Origin of the sequence: Streptomyces sp. NPDC059695, assembly GCF_042733785.1 — a bacterium.
Taxonomy (GTDB): domain Bacteria; phylum Actinomycetota; class Actinomycetes; order Streptomycetales; family Streptomycetaceae; genus Streptomyces.
The window spans coordinates 16,123-32,384 of the sequence record NZ_JBHWFF010000008.1 but is presented as its reverse complement, the minus strand read 5'-3'; the positions used below and the strand labels follow the sequence as shown (position 1 = coordinate 32,384).

The following is a 16,262-nucleotide window of genomic DNA, read 5'->3' as shown; positions in this document are numbered from 1 at the left end:
CCCCACCCCTTTTGTTTTACCCCCCTACCGCCCCCACCCTCCTCCCACTCTCACAATAGCCCCCTGTTTCGGGTTCTCTTTTCTACATAGAAAACCCCCCCCCCCCCCCCCCGGGGGGGGGCCGGGCCGTTCTCGTCTCCGGCGCTAGAGGGGCCGCAGGGCGGGCTCCTTCTGCACGGCACCCAGCAGGCGGTCCAGGGCCATCTCGACGTCCTCCTTCCAGGAGAGCGTCGTTCTGAGCTCCAGCCTCAGCCGCGGGAACGCATGGTGCGAGCGTACGGTCTTGAAGCCCACCGCGAGGAGATGCTCGGCCGGCAGCACACAGGCCGGCTCCTTCCACCGGGCGTCCCCGAAAGCCTCGATCGCCTTGAAGCCCCGCCTCATCACGTCCTTGGCGACGGTCTGCACCACCACACGCCCCAGCCCCTGCCCCTGATATCCCGGCATGATCCAGGCCGTCATCAGCTGGACGGAGTCCGCCGCCACGGGACTCGTGGGGAAGGCCGTCGAGCGCGGCACATAGGCCGGGGGAGCGTAGAGGACGTAACCGACCGGCACCTCGTCGACGTAGACCACGCGCCCGCAGGAACCCCATTCCAGGAGAACGGCCGAGATCCAGGCCTCCTTCTCCGTCTCCGGGCGCCCCGCCTTCACCGCCGCCTCACCGCTGACCGGGTCGAGCTCCCAGAAGACGCAGGAGCGACACCGCTTGGGGAGATCCGGAAGGTTGTCCAGGGTGAGCGGTACGAGCCGACGCCCCACGGCTGCTCCTCGTTTCCCTCGCCATCGAGCACGGATACGCCTTTCGGAATCGTATCGATCGGGCGATCGGGGCGATACCGCTCATAGGCAAAGGGCGGGCCGTGTTCCGGTGAAGACCGGAAGACGGCCCGCCCTGGGCGGCCTCAGCGAACGGCGAGAGGGATCAGCTCTCGGTGTTCTTGTGGTCCATGACCCGTCCCTCGCCGGGAGCCAGGGTCGAGAGGATCCGCTCCAGATCGTCCATCGAGGCGAACTCGACGACGATCTTGCCCTTCTTCTGGCCCAGGTCGACCTTCACCCGCGTCTCGAACCGGTCCGAGAGACGGGAGGCGAGGTCCGTGAGCGCGGGCGAGACCCGGGCACCGGCACGCGGGCCCTTCGGCTTGACCGCGGACTCCGGCTCCTCGGAGCCCATCAGGCTCACGATCTCCTCGACGCTGCGGACGGACAGGCCCTCGGAGACGATGCGGTACGCCAGCTTGTCCTGGGCCTCCGGGTCCTCCACACCGAGCAGCGCCCGGGCGTGGCCGGCGGAGAGCACTCCGGCGGCGACCCGGCGCTGGACCGGCAGCGAGAGACGCAGCAGACGCAGCGTGTTGGAGATCTGCGGACGGGAGCGCCCGATCCGCTCCGCGAGCTGGTCGTGGGTGCAACCGAAGTCCTTGAGCAGCTGCTCGTAGGCGTGGGCCTCTTCGATCGCGTTCAGCTGGGCCCGGTGGAGGTTCTCCAGGAGCGCGTCCAGGAGCATCTTCTCGTCGTCGGTGTCCCGGACGATCGCCGGGATCCGCTCAAGACCCGCCGTCGTCGACGCCCGCAGACGACGCTCGCCCATGACGAGCTCGTAGCGGTCGGCCTCGATCTTGCGGACGACCACGGGCTGGAGAAGGCCGACCTCCTTGATGGAGGTGACGAGCTCCGCCAGCGCGTCCTCGTCGAAGATCTCACGGGGCTGATGCCGGTTGGGAACGATGGCATCGATCGGAAGCTCGGTGAAGTAGGCCCCGGCCGGCGCCTCCGGCAGGGCCACCACCGGCTCGGGCTCGTTCCACGCCGGCGTCGACTCAGGAGCCTTCGGGCTCTGCGGCAGCGTCGCCAGCTTCGCGGCGGCCACCCCGCGCTCCACCTGTCGCTCCTGGGGAGCAGCGGGAATCAGCGCACCGAGCCCACGCCCCAATCCCCTACGTCGCTCGCTCACTGGATCCCCTCCGACATGCTGCGCTGGTTGTTCTGGTGCCCTGCGTGGGCGTGCTGCGGGTCGTAGTGCACGGCGGCCCCCCGCAGGGCGATCTCTCGGGCTGCTTCGAGGTACGACAGGGCACCGCTGGAGCCCGGGTCGTAGGTGAGCACCGTCTGCCCGTAGCTCGGCGCCTCCGAGATGCGGACGGACCTCGGAATGCTGGTCCGCAGCACCTCCTCGGCGAAGTGGCTGCGCACCTCGTCGGCGACCTGGGAGGCGAGCCTCGTCCTGCCGTCGTACATGGTGAGCAGGATCGTCGAGACGTGGAGCGCCGGGTTGAGGTGCCCCCGGACCAGGTCGACGTTCCGCAGGAGCTGTCCGAGCCCCTCTAGCGCGTAGTACTCGCACTGGATCGGGATCAGCACTTCCGCGCCCGCCACCATGGCGTTGACCGTGAGGAGGCCGAGCGAGGGCGGGCAGTCGATCAGGATGTAGTCCAGCGGCTGCTCATAGGCCTGGATCGCCCGCTGCAGGCGGCTCTCACGCGCCACCAGCGACACCAGCTCGATCTCCGCACCGGCGAGGTCGATGGTGGCCGGGGCGCAGAAGAGGCCCTCGACGTCCATGACCGGCTGCACCACATCGGAGAGCGGCTTGCTGTCCACCAGGACGTCGTAGATCGAGGGGACCTCGGCGTGGTGGTCGATGCCGAGCGCCGTCGAGGCGTTGCCCTGCGGGTCCAGGTCGATGACGAGGACCCGGGCGCCATGGAGGGCCAGGGACGCGGCAAGGTTGACCGTCGTGGTCGTCTTGCCCACGCCGCCCTTCTGATTGGCGACGACCATCACGCGTGTCTGTGCCGGTCGGGGAAGCCCCTCACCGGCACGTCCCAGCGCCTCTACTGCCAGCTGGGCAGCACGACCGATGGGGGTGTCGTCCATCGGGGGCGGTGTTTCACGTGAAACATCCTCCCCCACCGATTCGGTTCGGGGACCGGGGACCGGATCGGTCATCGGTCCCGCGATGTTGGCGTCGGACCGCAAGGATTCACTCTCCTCGGCTTCAGGCTCGCGATGAGCAGAGCCTGCCATGCTTTCGGGGTCGTGAACCAGCGAGGCCGGTGGTTCTGTGGGTGAATCCACCTCTGTGGACAACTCCGTGACCCTCACGGGTGGCTTCACGCGGGGTCTACGGTCCCGGGGCACGGCAGCCGCGCGACCGCGGCTGATGATCCCCTGCAGCAGTGAGCGACGTTTCACGTGAAACACCATGCCCCCGCCGCCCGGCCGGGACCGGTCGACACTCCGAAATGGGACGTATGCGACGCTCAGCGACGCCGACGCGTCTTGCTCGTCCGGGCCGCCTTGGCTCGTTTGGCCGCGAACCGCACGCCACCGGGGCTCTCTCCGACCTCCACCCGGACGACCGTCGACATCGGATCGACGATGCCCTCGCCGACCTGAAGGACCTGGGTCCCCACCACGCCGAGCCGGGAGAGCGCGGCGCGGGCACCGTCGATCTCCTCCTGGGCGGTGTCGCCCTTGAGTGCCAGCATCTCTCCGTACGGACGCAGCAGGGGGACGCCCCAGCCGGCCAGCCGGTCGAGCGGGGCCACGGCGCGGGCGGTCACCACGTGGACGGGCGTGATCTTGCCGAGCATCTCCTCCGCGCGCCCCCGGGCCACGGTCACGTGGTCGAGGCCCAGCAGCTCGACGACCTCCTGGAGGAAGTTCGTCCTGCGCAGGAGCGGCTCCAGGAGCGTGATCTTGAGGTCGGGCCGGACCAGGGCCAGGGGGATGCCGGGCAGACCGGCGCCCGAGCCCACGTCGCAGACGGTGACGCCCTCGGGGACGACCTCCGAGAGGACGGCGCAGTTCAGCAGGTGGCGTTCCCAGAGACGAGGGACCTCGCGCGGGCCGATCAGACCGCGCTTCACACCCGCGTCCGCGAGGAGCTCCGCGTACCGCACGGCCTCCGGGAAGTACTCACCGAAGACTGTCCGCGCCTGCTCCGGCGCCTCGGGGAGCTCCGCTGCCTCCGTCACGGGAACCGTCCTTCCGTACCGCGCGCCCGTCGTGCGAGCGCACTGTGGTGGCTGACTATCAAGGCTGACAAAGATCGGCCCCGCCTGCGAACAGACGGGGCCGACACTACGTGAGGGGTCAGGCCGGGAGCACGACGACGAAGCGCTGCGGCTCCTCGCCCTCGGACTCGCTGCGCAGACCGGCGGCGGCGATCGCGTCGTGCACGACCTTGCGCTCGAACGGCGTCATCGGGTCCAGCTTGACCGGCTGGCCCGAGGACTTCACCTCGGCCGCGGCCTTGGCGCCCAGCTCGGCGAGCTCGGCACGCTTCTTGGCCCGGAAGCCGCCGATGTCGAGCATGAGCCGGCTGCGGTCACCGGTCTCGCGGTGCACGGCCAGGCGCGTCAGCTCCTGGAGCGCCTCCAGGACCTCGCCGTCGCGGCCCACGAGCTTCTGGAGCTCGCGGCCGGAGTCGCTGATGATCGAGACCGCGGCCCGGTCCGCCTCGACGTCCATGTCGATGTCGCCGTCCAGGTCGGCGATGTCGAGCAGGGCCTCGAGGTAGTCGGCCGCGATCTCACCCTCCTGCTCCAGGCGGGTCAGGGTGTCGCCACCCTCGGCGGCGGAGGAGGTGGTGCCTTCCGTCACGGATGGACTCCTTCTTGCTTCTGGGAGGGCTTACTTCTTGGAGGACGGGTGCTTGGGCCGCTGCTGGCCCTTGCGCTGACCCTGACCGGACTTGCCCTGACGGGAACCGCCGGAGTTGGCACGGCTCGGACGCTGGGGCGTGTCGGCCTTCGTCTCGTCCTTGGCCTCGGTGGTGTCCGGGGCCTGAGGCTTCTTCTCGAGCGAGGTGGTCGCCTCTTCGGCGGCCGTCTCGTCGCCTTCCTCGGCGTCCTTCGCCACCGGGTGCTGAACACCGGAGGCCTGGCGCTGTGCCTTGGTCTGACGCTTGGGCTGCTGGCGCCTGGCGGCGGCACCGCCCTCGGCCTCGGCCACGAGCGTGTCGCCCTTGATCACGGTGCCGTCGGCCTGGGCGGCGAAGCCGGCCTTGGAGAGGCCCACGAAGAAGCGGCGCTCGTTCTCGTTGCGGTCGCTGCCCTTGGCGACGATCACCTTGACGATGTTCTTCCGGCGACGTCCGCGGACCTCACCGTGCTGCGTGATGCTCTTCAGCAGGCGCTGCAGGTAGGAGTCCTGCGCCTTACTGCCCGGGGTCGGGTTCTGGTTGATCACGTACATCTGCTGGCCCATGGTCCACACGTTGGTGGTCAGCCAGTAGACGAGGACACCGACGGGGAAGTTGATACCCATGACGGCGAAGATCACCGGGAAGATGTACATGAGCATCTTCTGCTGCTGCATGTACGGGGTCTTCACCGAGAGGTCGACGTTCTTCATCATCAGCTGGCGCTGGGTGAAGAACTGCGAGGCCGACATCATGATGATCATGACCGCGGTGACGATGCGGACATCGGTCAGCGAGGCGTTGAGCGCGGCGACCTCAGCGGCGGAGTCCGTGAACTTCGCGGCGAGCGGAGCACCGAAGATGTGCGCCTGGCGGGCGCTCTCGAGCAGCGGCTCGTCGATGACACCGATCGTCTTGCCCGAGGCGATCGCGGAGAGCACGTGGTACAGGGCGAAGAAGAACGGCGACTGCGCCAGGATGGGAAGGCACGAGGAGAGCGGGTTGGTACCCGTCTCCTTGTACAGCTTCATCATCTCTTCGGACTGACGCTGCTTGTCGCTCTTGTAGCGCTCCTGGATCGCCTTCATCTTCGGCTGGAGCGCCTGCATGTTCCGCGTCGACTTGATCTGCTTGACGAACAGCGGGATCAGACAGATACGGATCAGCACCACGAGGGACACGATGGACAGGCCCCAGGCCCAGCCCGTGTCGGGGCCGAAGACCGCCCCGTACACCTTGTGGAACTGGACGATGACCCAGGAAACGGGCCAGGTGATGAAGCTGAACAGACTGGCAATCGTGTCCACTAATCAGGCTCCTTGAGCATTGGGCGAGGTCTCGGTGGCCGGGCTCGTCTCGGCGGTGGACCCGCCCTTGTCGCCGCGCAGGGCGTTCCGCAGCATCTCGTGCCAGCGGGGGCGCTTGCGCGGGGGGACGTGATCCACACCGCCGGGCGACCACGGGTTGCACCGCAGGATGCGCCAGGCGGTCAGGGCCGTGCCCTTGATCGCGCCATGCCGGTCGATGGCCGTGAATCCGTAGTGGGAACACGACGGGTAGTACCGGCAGACGGGGCCCAGAAGAGGGCTGATCGTCCACTGGTACAGCTTGATGAGAGCCAGCAGCGGGTACTTCATCGCGTGCCCCCTCCCAGCAGCCGCTGGAGAGCGGCGTCCAGGTCTCGGGCCAGCTGTGCGTTCTCGGCGTCGCCGGCTCCGGGCAACGCCCGTACGACCACCAGGCTACCGGGGGGCAGCTCGGCGAGACGGTCGCGGACGAGATGGCGCAGGCGTCGCTTGACCTGGTTGCGTACGACCGCACCGCCCACGGCCTTGCTCACGACGAAACCCGCACGCGTCGGGGGAGCGCTCTCCCCAGGCGCGTGCGGGTTCGTTGCACCGCTGCGTAGGTGGACGACGAGGAGCGGGCGACCGGCCCGGCGACCTCGGCGTACCGCGGTTGCGAAGTCCTCGCGCCGCCTCAGCCGATTCTCGGTAGGCAGCACGTCATGACCTGTTTAAGCGGATCAGGCGGACAGCGCCGAGCGACCCTTGGAACGGCGGTTCGCAAGGATGGCGCGACCGGCACGCGTGCGCATGCGCAGGCGGAAGCCGTGGGTCTTCGCACGACGACGGTTGTTCGGCTGGAAGGTGCGCTTGCTCACTCGGGGGCTCCAGAAATGATTCGTAGATGGCGGGACATCGCCTGGCTGTCACCGTGCGCCCACGAGTAGCTCGCAATACGCCCGAGTGCACCGCTTCACGATCACAGACCGTGATCTTTGCCCATCGGAGGCAGGCGGCAGCAGCCATCGACAACTCGACCTGGTTACGGTACGCGCGGCTACGCCATCCGGTCAAACCGACCTGTCGCCACCCCCCATTGTGCACAGGCTGTGGACAACAACTTGAACCACGTCATCCGGCCCGACTACCGTGGACGGTCTCCACAATCTTTTGCCGTTCTGTCCTCACCTGTCCTCAACGGACCCGTCCTCACGGACTTCGACCCACCGTCCCCGAGAACCACACCATCGTGGGACCTGCGAGAAAGCGTGCCCTGTGGCTGACGTACCAGCTGATCTTGCCGCAGTGTGGCCACGCGTCCTCGAGCAGTTGCTCGCCGAGGGCCAGCAGGGGATCGAGCCGAAGGACAAGCAGTGGATCGAGCGCTGCCAGCCGCTCGCCCTGGTCGCGGACACGGCCCTGCTCGCCGTGCCCAACGAGTGGGGCAAGCGGGTCCTGGAGGGCCGGCTCGCCCCGCTGATCAGCGAGACCCTCAGCCGTGAGTGCGGCCGGCCGATCCGGATCGCGATCACCGTCGACGACTCCGTCGGCGAGCCGACTCCGCCGGCGCCCCCGGTGCAGCAGTCGCAGCAGCCCCGCTACGACGAGCGCGCGCAGCCCGAGCCGTACGAGAAGTACGACGGCTACGGCCACCGGCCGATGCCCGACGACGGCCTGCCCACCGCGCGCCCGGCCTACCCGGACTACCAGCAGCCGCAGCGGCCGGACCCCGGCGCCTGGCCGCGCACCCAGGAGGACCTCTCCTGGCAGCAGCCGCGGCTCGGCGGCTACCAGGAGCGCGCGCCCTACACGGGTCCGGAGCAGTCCCGGCAGACCCGGTACGACGAGCCCCCCCGCGGCTACGAGCAGCAGCGGCCCGAGCGCGCCGAGCTGCCCGACCCCCAGAACCACGGTCCCCGTCCGGGTCCCCGCCCCGGCGGTGTGCCGGGCGGCGGTCACGGCTCCTCTTCCTCCGGGCAGGGCGCAGGCGCTCCGGGCGAGCAGCACGCGCGGCTGAACCCCAAGTACCTCTTCGACACCTTCGTCATCGGTTCCTCGAACCGGTTCGCGCACGCGGCGGCCGTCGCGGTGGCCGAGGCGCCGGCGAAGGCGTACAACCCCCTCTTCATCTACGGGGAGTCGGGCCTCGGCAAGACCCACCTGCTGCACGCGATCGGGCACTACGCGCGGAGCCTCTACCCGGGCACGCGCGTGCGGTACGTGAGCTCCGAGGAGTTCACCAACGAGTTCATCAACTCGATCCGCGACGGCAAGGGCGACGCCTTCCGCAAGCGCTACCGCGACGTGGACATCCTGCTCGTCGACGACATCCAGTTCCTCGCGAGCAAGGAGTCGACGCAGGAGGAGTTCTTCCACACGTTCAACACCCTGCACAACGCGAACAAGCAGATCGTGCTGTCCTCGGACCGGCCGCCCAAGCAGCTGGTCACCCTGGAGGACCGGCTCCGCAACCGCTTCGAGTGGGGACTGACCACCGACGTGCAGCCGCCGGAGCTGGAGACGCGCATCGCGATCCTCCGCAAGAAGGCGGTGCAGGAGCAGCTCAACGCCCCGCCGGAGGTACTGGAGTTCATCGCCTCCCGGATCTCGCGGAACATCCGCGAGCTGGAGGGCGCGCTGATCCGGGTGACGGCCTTCGCGAGCCTCAACCGGCAGCCGGTGGACCTCGGGCTCACCGAGATCGTCCTCAAGGACCTGATCCCCGGCGGTGAGGACAGCTCGCCGGAGATCACCGCTCCCGCGATCATGGCGGCGACCGCCGACTACTTCGGCCTGACGGTGGAGGACCTCTGCGGGTCCTCCCGCAGTCGTGTCCTGGTGACGGCCCGGCAGATCGCCATGTACCTGTGCCGTGAGCTCACGGACCTGTCGCTGCCGAAGATCGGCGCGCAGTTCGGCGGCCGCGACCACACGACGGTGATGCACGCGGACCGGAAGATCCGTGCCCTGATGGCGGAGCGGCGCTCCATCTACAACCAGGTCACCGAGCTCACCAACCGCATCAAGAACGGCTGACACGGGGCCGCCGCCGGCCCTTCAGAGCCTCTCCGAGGGCGCTCCGGGACACCTCCCGGGGCGCCCTTCGGCGTTCCCGGGAGCCTCCGAGGGGCGGGAAACGGGCCCCGCGCACGCCCCGGACGGACGGGGGACGGACGGGGGACGGACGCCCGCTGTTCGATTACTCCGTTCCGGTGGCAGGTTCTCCACAGATTGGGGGATGATCTCCCGTCCACAGGGTGGGGACTGTCGAGTTATCCGGATCGTGTCCACAGGCAGGGCTGGTGACAGATCATCACCCCAGGTCAGACCCTTGTGGAATTGTTGGCAAACGATCTCCACAGGCTGTGGATGAATCTTTCGTCCACAGGGGGTCCCGAAAGTTGTCCACCGGCTGCCCACAGGGGGCGGCCGGTTGCCCACAGCTTCTCCACACCGCTGTCCACTGTTCGGCAACGAAACACCCCCGCTCACTGGCCCGAGTGAAAGCGGTCACACCAAGGGAGACGTTTGGGCTGTGGGGAACGTGGGGAAAGCTGGGGACAGCGCTGGGGAGAACTCCCCATGGCCTGTGTACCGGCTGTGCAGAACTTTCGGGTGTCCACAGAAACCCCTGGTTGTCCACGGGCTCCACCCACAGGGTCGGTGGACAAAAAACCGGGCCTGACCTGCGGAAACAACGTTATCCACGGTTTCCACAGGCCCTACTACTACTCCCACATAGAGTTAGCCCGGAATTCGCTTCGAAGTGGGACGTGTGGACAACTCGGCGCCGGACCTCCGACGCGCTCTCGTCGCGACTTGACCCCGAGCAGCACCGAGTGTCGGCGGCGTACGTCAGACTGGTTCCCGCAGTCGACGAAGAGCCAGCAACAAGCAGGAGGCGGTTCCGGTGAAGATCCGGGTGGAGCGCGACGTACTTGCCGAGGCGGTGGCCTGGGTGGCCCGCAGCCTCCCGGCCCGTCCGCCGGCCCCCGTTCTCGCGGGCCTTCTGCTGAAGGCCGAGGACGGCGCCCTGAGCTTCTCGAGCTTCGACTACGAGGTCTCCGCCCGCGTCTCCGTCGAGGCCGAGGTGGAGGAGGACGGCACCGTCCTCGTCTCCGGCCGGCTGCTCGCCGACATCTGCCGCGCCCTCCCCAACCGTCCCGTGGAGATCTCCACAGACGGTGTACGGGCGACCGTGGTCTGCGGCTCCTCCCGCTTCACCCTCCACACCCTGCCCGTGGAGGAGTACCCGGCGCTGCCGGAGATGCCCACCGCGACCGGCACCGTGCCCGGTGAGGTCTTCGCCTCCGCCGCCGCGCAGGTCGCCATCGCCGCCGGCCGTGACGACACGCTGCCCGTCCTCACCGGTGTGCGCATCGAGATCGAGGGCGACACCGTCACCCTGGCCTCCACCGACCGCTACCGCTTCGCGGTCCGCGAGTTCCTGTGGAAGCCGGAGTCCCCGGACGCCTCCGCGGTCGCCCTGGTGCCCGCGAAGACCCTCCTGGACACCGCCAAGGCGCTCACCAGCGGCGACACGGTGACCCTCGCGCTCTCCGGCTCCGGCAAGGGCGAGGGACTCATCGGCTTCGAGGGCGCGGGCCGCCGCACCACCACCCGCCTCCTGGAGGGCGACCTCCCGAAGTACCGGACGCTCTTCCCCACCGAGTTCAACTCGGTCGCGGTGATCGAGACCGCCCCCTTCGTCGAGGCCGTGAAGCGCGTGGCCCTGGTCGCCGAGCGCAACACCCCGGTCCGGCTGAGCTTCGAGCAGGGCGTGCTGATCCTGGAGGCCGGTTCCAGCGACGACGCACAGGCTGTGGAGAGGGTCGACGCGCAGCTGGACGGCGACGACATCTCGATCGCCTTCAACCCGACCTTCCTGCTGGACGGCCTGAGCGCGATCGACTCCCCGGTCGCCCAGCTCTCCTTCACGACCTCCACCAAGCCGGCGCTGCTGAGCGGCAAGCCCGCTCTCGACGCCGAGGCGGACGAGGCCTACAAGTACCTGATCATGCCGGTGCGGCTGTCGGGCTGAGGCCGGTCGTCGGGGTCGTCGCCTGAGCGGCTGACCCCACAGGTGTGCACCCGGGTCCGGGCGTAGGCTCGGACCCGGGTACACCGCACACGACGCTTAAGGAATCTCTGATGGAGCTCGGTCTCGTCGGTCTCGGCAAGATGGGCGGCAACATGCGTGAGCGCATCCGCCGCGCAGGCCACACCGTCATCGGATACGACCGCAACCCGGACCTCGCCGATGTCCACAGCCTCGAAGAGCTTGTGGGCAAGCTCAAGGGTCCGCGCGTCGTGTGGGTCATGGTTCCGGCCGGTGCCGCGACCCAGTCCACCATCGACGAGCTGGCCGACCTGCTCTCCCCCGGCGACATCGTCGTGGACGGCGGGAACTCGCGCTGGACGGACGACGAGAAGCACGCCGAGGAGCTCGCGGCCAAGGGCATCGGCTTCGTCGACTGCGGTGTCTCCGGCGGCGTCTGGGGCCTGGAGAACGGCTACGCGCTGATGTACGGCGGCTCCGCCGAGGACGTGGCGCGGGTCCAGCCGATCTTCGACGCGCTCAAGCCCGAGGGCGAGTTCGGCTCGGTCCACGCCGGCAAGGTCGGCGCCGGCCACTTCGCGAAGATGGTCCACAACGGCATCGAGTACGCGATGATGCAGGCCTACGCCGAGGGCTGGGAGCTCCTGGAGAAGGTCGACTCCGTCACCGACGTGCGCGAGGTCTTCCGCTCCTGGCAGGAGGGCACGGTCATCCGTTCCTGGCTGCTCGACCTCGCGGTGAACGCGCTGGACGAGGACGAGCACCTGGACAAGCTGCGGGGCTACGCTTCGGACTCCGGCGAGGGCCGGTGGACGGTCGAGGCCGCCATCGACAACGCGGTCCCGCTGCCGGCGATCACCGCCTCGCTGTTCGCGCGGTTCGCCTCCCGTCAGGACGACTCCCCGCAGATGAAGATGATCGCCGCGCTGCGCAACCAGTTCGGCGGCCACGCGGTCGAGACGAAGAAGTAATCCACAGGCTGTGCACCCCGCGGTGCACAGCCGCCGGGGGAAGAAGGTCGGCGCCCACCATGCACGTCACGCACCTCTCGCTGGCCGACTTCCGCTCCTACGCCCGGGTCGAGGTTCCGCTCGACCCGGGCGTCACCGCTTTCGTGGGCGCGAACGGCCAGGGCAAGACCAATCTGGTCGAGGCCGTCGGCTACCTCGCGACCCTCGGCAGCCACCGCGTCGCCTCCGATGCCCCCCTCGTCCGCATGGGGGCGGAGCGCGCGGTCGTCCGGGCCGCCGTCACCCAGGGCGAGCGCTCCCAGCTCATCGAGCTGGAGCTCAACCCGGGCCGCGCCAACCGCGCCCGCATCAACAGGTCCTCGCAGGTCAGACCGCGTGACATCCTCGGCATCGTCCGCACCGTGCTGTTCGCCCCCGAGGACCTTGCGCTGATCAAGGGAGATCCCGGCGAGCGCCGGCGCTTCCTCGACGAGCTGATCACGGCGCGCACGCCGCGCATGGCGGGCGTGCGCTCCGACTACGAGCGCGTGCTCAAGCAGCGCAACACCCTCCTGAAGTCCGCGGCGATGGCCCGGCGCCACGGCGGCCGCGGCATGGACCTGTCGACCCTGGACGTGTGGGACCAGCACCTGGCCAGGGCCGGTGCCGAGCTGCTCGCCCAGCGCCTCGACCTCATCGGCGTCCTGCGGCCGCTCGCCGACAAGGCGTACGAGCAGCTCGCCCCCGGCGGCGGACCGGTCCTGCTGGAGTACCGGCCGTCCGCGCCGGGCGCCGGGCACACCCGCGAGGAGCTGTACGAGCAGCTGATCGCCGCCCTCGCCGAGGTCCGCAAGCAGGAGATCGAGCGGGGCGTCACCCTCGTCGGGCCGCACCGGGACGAGCTCCTGCTGAAGCTCGGCGACCTCCCCGCCAAGGGGTACGCCAGCCACGGCGAGTCCTGGTCGTACGCGCTGGCGCTGCGCCTGGCCTCGTACGACCTGCTGCGCTCCGAGGGCAACGAGCCGGTCCTCGTCCTCGACGACGTGTTCGCCGAACTGGACGCGCGGCGGCGCGAGCGGCTCGCGGAGCTGGTGGCGCCCGGTGAACAGGTACTCGTCACGGCGGCGGTGGACGACGACGTCCCGGGCGTGCTCGCGGGCACGCGGTACGCCGTGTCCGGAGGGACGGTGGAACGGGTATGAGCGAGGGATCCTCTCCCCAGCCTGTGGACAAGCCGGCCGTCCCCGAGGCCTCCGGCGTCGACCTCGCGCGGGTCGCGCTGCGCGCCGCCAAGGAGCAGGCGAAGGCGCGGGGCGCGGCGGCGGCACAGAAGAAGCAGGCGCGGCGCGGCGGCGGCCTGCGCTCCGGCGCGCGCGCCGACGGACGCGACCCGATGGCGCTGGGCGCCGCCATCAACCGGCTGATCACCGAGCGGGGCTGGGAGACCCCGGCGGCGGTCGGCGGGGTCATGGGCCGCTGGCCGCAGATCGTCGGCGAGGACCTGGCGAAGCACTGCGTACCGCTGAGGTTCGACGACGATCCGGACGCGCGCGTGCTGACGGTGCAGTGCGACTCGACGGCCTGGGCCACGCAGCTGCGGCTGCTCGCGCCGACGCTGGTCGCCCGGCTCAACGAGGACCTCGGGCACGGGACCGTGCGGATGATCAAGGTCCTGGGGCCGGGTGCGCCCCGGCGGGGGTACGGCCCGCTCAGGGCGCCCGGAAGCGTGGGGCCCGGGGACACGTACGGCTAGAGCGCCGGGCGGAGCGGTACCGGCGCTGCGAGGAGGCGCCGGCCCGACCGGCCGGGAGCCGTCGCGCCCGCTGTGCGCACCCTCCCCCCTGGGCGCCGTCGCGCGGGGGCCGTGCGCGCCCTCCCCTCCCCCCCGGCGCCGTCGCGCGTGAGCCGGCACACCCTCCCTCGGGCGCCGTCGCAACCGAGCCGTGCCCACCCTCCCCCCGACTCCGTCCGGGGGACCCCGCGCCCTGCGGAACGACAGCCCGCGGGGTCGGGGAGCACGCGCCCACAGGCTGCTACCGCCCGAAGCGCTGGGTGGCCGTCAGGGGGCTCTGGAGCCCCTATCCGAATATGGGGAGTCGTCTCGCGCCCGCTCAGGGCGGCACATGCGCATTCAGGTACCGGCAAACCCCCATGAGTGTCAGTGGTACCGGTAGACTGGGAGACAATCCCGCCACCCTGCGGAACATGTCGAACGACGCAGCCGCTCCCGTATGCCCGGAGAACGGCCTGTGCTGTGCCAGAAAGGGCGCTTCGTGGCCGATTCCGGCGACCCCAACGAGAACTCCCAGTACACCGCCAGCAATATCCAGGTCCTCGAAGGCCTGGATGCCGTGCGCAAGCGCCCTGGCATGTACATCGGCTCGACCGGCGAGCGCGGTCTGCACCACATGGTGCAGGAGGTCGTCGACAACTCGGTCGACGAAGCCCTGGCCGGCCATGCCGACACCATCGACGTGACGATCCTCGCCGACGGCGCCGTACGCGTCGTCGACAACGGCCGCGGCATCCCGGTGGGCATCGTGGCCTCCGAGGGCAAGCCGGCCGTCGAGGTCGTCCTGACCGTGCTGCACGCGGGCGGCAAGTTCGGCGGCGGCGGCTACGCGGTCTCCGGCGGTCTGCACGGCGTCGGCGTGTCCGTCGTGAACGCCCTGTCCACCAAGGTCTCCGTCGAGATCAGGACGGACGGCCACCGCTGGACGCAGGACTACAAGATGGGCGCCCCGACCGCCCCGCTCGCCCAGCACGAGGCGACGGACGAGACGGGCACCTCGGTCACCTTCTGGGCCGACCCCGACATCTTCGAGACCACCGAGTACTCCTTCGAGACGCTCTCGCGGCGCTTCCAGGAGATGGCCTTCCTCAACAAGGGCCTGACGATCACGCTCACCGACGAGCGCGAGTCGGCGAAGGCGACCGTCGGCGCCGACGACCCGGACGCCGAGGCGGCCTCCGCGCCGACCGCCCGCACGGTCAGGTACCACTACGAGGGCGGCATCGTCGACTTCGTGAAGTACCTCAACTCGCGCAAGGGCGAGCTGATCCACCCCACGGTCATCGACCTGGACGCCGAGGACAAGGACAAGAGCCTGTCCCTCGAGGTCGCGATGCAGTGGAACAGCGGATACAGCGAGGGCGTGTACTCCTTCGCCAACATCATCCACACCCACGAGGGCGGCACGCACGAGGAGGGCTTCCGCGCCGCGCTGACCTCGCTCATCAACAAGTACGCGCGCGACAAGAAGCTGCTCCGTGAGAAGGACGACAACCTCACGGGCGACGACATCCGCGAGGGTCTGACGGCGATCATCTCGGTCAAGCTGAGCGAGCCGCAGTTCGAGGGCCAGACCAAGACCAAGCTGGGCAACACGGAGGTCAAGACCTTCGTCCAGAAGGCGGTCTACGAGCACCTCAACGACTGGCTCGACCGCAACCCCCTCGAGGCCGCGGACATCATCCGCAAGTCGATCCAGGCCGCCACCGCGCGCGTGGCCGCCCGCAAGGCGCGCGACCTGACCCGCCGCAAGGGCCTCCTGGAGTCGGCGTCGCTGCCGGGCAAGCTCTCCGACTGCCAGTCGAACGACCCGTCCAAGTGCGAGATCTTCATCGTCGAGGGCGACTCCGCCGGCGGCTCGGCCAAGTCCGGCCGCAACCCGATGTACCAGGCCATCCTGCCGATCCGCGGCAAGATCCTGAACGTCGAGAAGGCCAGGATCGACAAGATCCTGCAGAACACCGAGGTCCAGGCGCTGATCTCCGCCTTCGGCACCGGTGTGCACGAGGACTTCGACATCGAGAAGCTCCGCTATCACAAGATCATCCTGATGGCGGACGCCGACGTCGACGGTCAGCACATCAACACCCTGCTGCTGACCTTCCTCTTCCGCTTCATGCGGCCGCTGGTCGAGGCCGGCCACGTCTACCTCTCCCGCCCGCCGCTCTACAAGATCAAGTGGGGCCGGGACGACTTCGAGTACGCGTACTCGGACCGGGAGCGGGACGCGCTCGTCGAGCTGGGCAAGCAGAACGGCAAGCGGATCAAGGAAGACTCGATCCAGCGCTTCAAGGGTCTCGGCGAGATGAACGCCGAGGAGCTGCGCGTCACCACCATGGACGTCGAGCACCGCGTGCTCGGCCAGGTCACCCTGGACGACGCGGCCCAGGCCGACGACCTGTTCTCGGTGCTGATGGGCGAGGACGTCGAGGCGCGCCGCTCGTTCATCCAGCGCAACGCCAAGGACGTTCGCTTCCTCGACATCTGAGTCGGTCTCAGCTGACCGTACGAAAGGACTGACGAC

15 protein-coding genes are annotated in these 16,262 nt (G+C 69.2%); 6 read left to right on the top strand and 9 right to left on the bottom strand.

Annotated elements, in window-relative coordinates:
* Positions 1–144: 144 nt before the first annotated feature.
* The 9 genes from ACFV2S_RS12210 to rpmH all read right to left on the bottom strand — a co-directional run bounded on the left by ACFV2S_RS12210 (position 145) and on the right by rpmH (position 6,815).
* Positions 145–762, bottom strand: coding sequence for a GNAT family N-acetyltransferase (locus tag ACFV2S_RS12210; RefSeq protein WP_385556809.1), 618 nt, complete (start codon positions 760–762; stop codon positions 145–147).
* Positions 763–925: 163 nt separating this feature from the next.
* Positions 926–1,957, bottom strand: a complete 1,032-nt coding sequence (locus ACFV2S_RS12205) for a ParB/RepB/Spo0J family partition protein (protein ID WP_385556806.1) — start codon at positions 1,955–1,957, stop codon at positions 926–928.
* A complete protein-coding gene (locus ACFV2S_RS12200; protein WP_383785322.1) occupies positions 1,954–3,030 on the bottom strand; it encodes a ParA family protein in 1,077 nt (358 codons plus the stop codon). Before ACFV2S_RS12200 ends, ACFV2S_RS12205 begins: the two co-directional genes overlap by 4 nt.
* A gap of 236 nt (positions 3,031–3,266) precedes the next feature.
* Positions 3,267–3,983 carry a 16S rRNA (guanine(527)-N(7))-methyltransferase RsmG gene (rsmG, locus tag ACFV2S_RS12195; protein ID WP_383785325.1) on the bottom strand — a complete coding sequence of 239 codons (717 nt, stop codon included), beginning with the start codon at positions 3,981–3,983 and terminating at the stop codon, positions 3,267–3,269.
* 118 nt (positions 3,984–4,101) lie between these two features.
* The gene (locus ACFV2S_RS12190; protein WP_385556802.1) at positions 4,102–4,611 is read right to left on the bottom strand and encodes a protein jag; all 510 of its coding nucleotides are present in this window, start codon (positions 4,609–4,611) and stop codon (positions 4,102–4,104) included.
* A 30-nt stretch (positions 4,612–4,641) separates the two neighbouring features.
* Positions 4,642–5,958 carry a membrane protein insertase YidC gene (gene yidC / locus ACFV2S_RS12185; RefSeq protein WP_385556799.1) on the bottom strand — a complete coding sequence of 439 codons (1,317 nt, stop codon included), beginning with the start codon at positions 5,956–5,958 and terminating at the stop codon, positions 4,642–4,644.
* A gap of 3 nt (positions 5,959–5,961) precedes the next feature.
* A complete protein-coding gene (yidD, locus tag ACFV2S_RS12180) occupies positions 5,962–6,288 on the bottom strand; it encodes a membrane protein insertion efficiency factor YidD (protein WP_383785333.1) in 327 nt (108 codons plus the stop codon).
* Complete coding sequence (rnpA, locus tag ACFV2S_RS12175; protein ID WP_383785335.1) at positions 6,285–6,656, bottom strand: ribonuclease P protein component; 372 nt, start codon at positions 6,654–6,656, stop codon at positions 6,285–6,287. The genes yidD and rnpA overlap by 4 nt, the downstream gene beginning before the upstream one ends.
* A 21-nt stretch (positions 6,657–6,677) precedes the next feature.
* Positions 6,678–6,815, bottom strand: coding sequence for a 50S ribosomal protein L34 (gene rpmH, locus ACFV2S_RS12170; protein WP_007265229.1), 138 nt, complete (start codon positions 6,813–6,815; stop codon positions 6,678–6,680).
* Positions 6,816–7,212: 397 nt separating this feature from the next.
* Between rpmH and dnaA the strand changes: the two genes are divergently transcribed.
* The 6 genes from dnaA to gyrB all read left to right on the top strand — a co-directional run bounded on the left by dnaA (position 7,213) and on the right by gyrB (position 16,226).
* Positions 7,213–8,973 (top strand): chromosomal replication initiator protein DnaA, encoded by a 1,761-nt coding sequence (gene dnaA / locus ACFV2S_RS12165; protein WP_385556794.1) that lies wholly within the window; start codon positions 7,213–7,215, stop codon positions 8,971–8,973.
* An 874-nt stretch (positions 8,974–9,847) separates the two neighbouring features.
* Positions 9,848–10,978: a DNA polymerase III subunit beta gene (gene dnaN, locus ACFV2S_RS12160; protein WP_041130169.1), complete on the top strand. Its 1,131-nt coding sequence runs from the start codon at positions 9,848–9,850 to the stop codon at positions 10,976–10,978.
* 110 nt (positions 10,979–11,088) lie between these two features.
* Positions 11,089–11,967 carry a phosphogluconate dehydrogenase (NAD(+)-dependent, decarboxylating) gene (gnd, locus tag ACFV2S_RS12155; RefSeq protein ID WP_026058396.1) on the top strand — a complete coding sequence of 293 codons (879 nt, stop codon included), beginning with the start codon at positions 11,089–11,091 and terminating at the stop codon, positions 11,965–11,967.
* Between the two features lie 59 nt (positions 11,968–12,026).
* Positions 12,027–13,148 carry a DNA replication/repair protein RecF gene (gene recF, locus ACFV2S_RS12150; RefSeq protein WP_385556789.1) on the top strand — a complete coding sequence of 374 codons (1,122 nt, stop codon included), beginning with the start codon at positions 12,027–12,029 and terminating at the stop codon, positions 13,146–13,148.
* Entirely contained in the window at positions 13,145–13,699 is a 555-nt protein-coding gene (locus ACFV2S_RS12145; protein WP_385556786.1) for a DUF721 domain-containing protein, read from the top strand. The genes recF and ACFV2S_RS12145 overlap by 4 nt, the downstream gene beginning before the upstream one ends.
* Positions 13,700–14,195: 496 nt before the next feature.
* Entirely contained in the window at positions 14,196–16,226 is a 2,031-nt protein-coding gene (gyrB, locus tag ACFV2S_RS12140) for a DNA topoisomerase (ATP-hydrolyzing) subunit B (protein WP_385556783.1), read from the top strand.
* Positions 16,227–16,262: the final 36 nt, after the last annotated feature.